We start from the raw sequence: 1993 nt of genomic DNA on the forward strand, positions 1-1993 counted from the left end.
CTTTTGAGCACCTCCATTCCCCCCGCTCAAGCCCGGTTCGCCGGGCTTTTTTGCATCTGCTCAAAACGCTGAATACTGTTTCGTTTTGGCTCAGTGGTGCAGCAATTGTCCAGAAAATGAACGCGTCTGGCTGCTCTGGCGAGCGCTACGGTCAACCGTGAAAATGGTCGGAAATCAAGGTGGCAACTGGCTTTGCGTCACTTTATCGGGCCTTTTTGACGGGGCTGGCACGGGCTTCGCAATTACCTAGCGCGGAACACTGCCCTCAGGGTTGGGAGAGGGGAGATTCATTCGGAGCGGTAGACGCTTCGGGGTTCATTCACACAAAAGATGTTTGAGGAGCAATTCAATGCAGAAAAAACTTATCGCGCTGGCCGTAGCGGCTGTTACTTCCGGTGCAGCCTTCGCACAAACCAACGTCACCATCTACGGTAACGTCGATATGGGTGTCATGTTCCGTCAAGGCAGTAACGGCAATGTCGCCAACGGCCAGTCGCAGTACGATCTGCAGAGCGCAGCTTCGCAGAGCCACATCGGCTTCAAGGGCGTCGAAGATCTGGGCAACGGCTTGAAAGCCCTGTTCGATCTGCAATATCGCATCAGCCCGGACACCAATACCGGTCTGGCCACGGCCGGCCACCAGTACGTCGGCCTGACCGGCGGCTTCGGCACGGTTGTTGCCGGTTACCTGGACGGCATTCGTTACGGCATCTACGGCAAGTACAGCCCGTTCGGCAACTATTCGGTGGCCAGCTTGACCTCGATGACCACCCAGTATGACCGTGCAGCCAACGCCCTGGCCTACATCTCGCCGTCTTTCAGCGGCTTCACCGTGATCCTGGCTACCGCCACCAACACGCAGGGCGCCGAAGGCAGCCTGAACGGCGTCCACTCGCCGATGACCGCGCCCACCGCAGGCAACAACGGCGACGATCGCCTGTTGTCGGCCAACCTGATCTACGCCAAGGGCCCCCTGAGCATCGATCTCGACTATGAAACGACCCGCGCTGTCGGCTATGACAACGACCGCGAATACGTCGCTACCTTTGGCGCTTCCTACGACTTCGGCGTCGTTAAGCTCGGCGGCGTCTACGACGTGATCAAGGGCGACCAGAACTCCCTGATCGGCGGCAACACGACCATTGCCTCGGCCTTTGGTCTGTCGGCTGGCCAGAAGTATGATCGCCGCAACTGGTTCATCGGCGCGACCGTGCCGCTCGGCAAGTTCTCCGTGCTCGGCATGTTCGGCCAGGTCAAGGACAAGACCCTGGTCGATGCCGATGCCTGGAAGATCGGCCTCGGCGCTCGCTACGCCCTGTCCAAGCGGACCGAACTGTACGCCGATTACGCGCACATCAAGAACGACGTCAATGCTGCCTACACCATCAACCCGATGGGCAATGGTTCCGGCACCAGCGCCGGCATCAATGGCCTGGCGATGGGCATCAAGCACTCGTTCTAAGCAACAGTTCGCGAAACACACTCTTGCGTCAGATGGTTTCTTTACATCTGTTTGGGACGCCCCACGGGGCGTCCCATTTTTTTCTGGTTTCCCTTTTGCTGCTCTGTGTTTCCCAGTTTTCCTTCGCCGAAGATGCGGTCGTCGTCAAGGTCAGTCATTCCGACTTTCAGGCAGCCCACGATGGGCTCATCGAAGCCATCGAAAGCGAAGGATTGGTGGTTGGCAGCGTCCTCCCCTTTCGCGACATGCTGGCCCGCACGGCGGTTGGCAATGGCCCGATCCCTTATGGCAACGCCGAAATCGTCCAGTTCTGCAGCAGCCTGCTGGCCGCCGAGCTGGTCCGCGAAGCCCCGTCACAGCTGACCCTTTGCCCGCTATCCATCGCCCTCTATACCCTGACGGGAAACGCATCGGAAATCCAGCTGGCCTATCGTTCACCGGGTGATTTAACAGCCGGCCGGCAACAGGCCGCATCGTTGTTGCAGCGGATTGTCCAGCGCGCAGGGAAACTCGCCCGCCTGCGCTGGTAGG

At 59.2% G+C, this 1993-nt stretch carries 2 protein-coding genes; both read left to right on the top strand.

The genetic code is table 11. From position 1 onward, the window contains the following. Positions 1-349: 349 nt before the first annotated feature. Positions 350-1462: a porin gene (locus ADADOO_RS13985; protein ID WP_511278117.1), complete on the top strand. Its 1113-nt coding sequence runs from the start codon at positions 350-352 to the stop codon at positions 1460-1462. Positions 1463-1557: 95 nt separating this feature from the next. Then, on the top strand, positions 1558-1992 hold the full coding sequence (locus ADADOO_RS13990; protein ID WP_511278118.1) for a DUF302 domain-containing protein: 435 nt from the start codon (positions 1558-1560) through the stop codon (positions 1990-1992). The last annotated feature ends 1 nt before the right edge of the window (position 1993 follow it).

Source organism: Azonexus sp., assembly GCF_036170495.1.
Lineage (GTDB): Bacteria > Pseudomonadota > Gammaproteobacteria > Burkholderiales > Rhodocyclaceae > Azonexus.

Excerpts from the sequence above, each read along its gene's own strand:
- ADADOO_RS13985 (WP_511278117.1), top strand. The coding sequence starts at position 350 with ATGCAGAAAAAACTTATCGCGCTGGCCGTAGCGGCTGTTACTTCCGGT.